Origin of the sequence: Commensalibacter intestini A911 (assembly GCF_000231445.1) — a bacterium.
Classification (GTDB): Bacteria; Pseudomonadota; Alphaproteobacteria; order Acetobacterales; family Acetobacteraceae; genus Commensalibacter; species Commensalibacter intestini.
Map to the genome: position 1 here is coordinate 1 of NZ_AGFR01000016.1, position 678 is coordinate 678.

A 678-nucleotide genomic window follows, 5' to 3' on the forward strand; every position below is an offset into this window, starting at 1 on the left:
TAAGGGGAAATGGGCTAGAAGGTTGAAGAGCTAGCCTATTTTTTTTATTTACAATATCTAGTGTTTCAGGTGTAGCGTTGCTATTCCATGCCACTGCTCGTAGTGTGCACAAATTATCGGCTTTCTCTACGATTAGCTGTAGTGCTTCAGGTGCCGTGTTGCTATTCTCTGCCACTGCTTGTAGTGTGCACCAATCATCGGTTTTCTCTGCGATTAGCTGTAGTGTTTCAGGTGTAGCGTTGCTATTCCATGCCACTGCTTGTAGTGTGCGCCAATCATCGGTTTTCTCTGCGATTAGCTGTAGTGTTTCAGGTGTAGCGTTGCTATTCCGTGCCACTGCTTGTAGTGTGCACCAATTATCTGTTTTCTCTACGATCTGTTGGAGTATCTCTGGTGTAGCGTTGCTATTCCGTGCCACTGCTCGTAGTGTGCACCAATTATCTGTTTTCTCTACGATCTGTTGGAGTATCTCTGGTGTAGCGTTGCTATTCCGTGCCACTGCTTGTAGCACATCTACATCATCGGTTTTCTCTACGATCTGTTGGAGTATCTCTGGTGTAGCGTTGCTATTCCGTGCCACTGCTCGTAGTGTGCGCCAATTATCTGTTTTCTCTACGATTAGCTGTAGTGTTTCAGGTGCCGTGTTGCTATTCCATGCCACTGCTTGTAGTGTGCACC

Annotated in this window: 1 protein-coding gene; it reads right to left on the minus strand. The window is 46.3% G+C overall.

What is annotated here, in order from left to right; all coding sequences use genetic code 11:
• Nucleotides 1-678, minus strand: a 678-nt coding sequence (locus tag CIN_RS11950) for a hypothetical protein (protein ID WP_170314056.1), incomplete at both ends; no start/stop codon positions are given.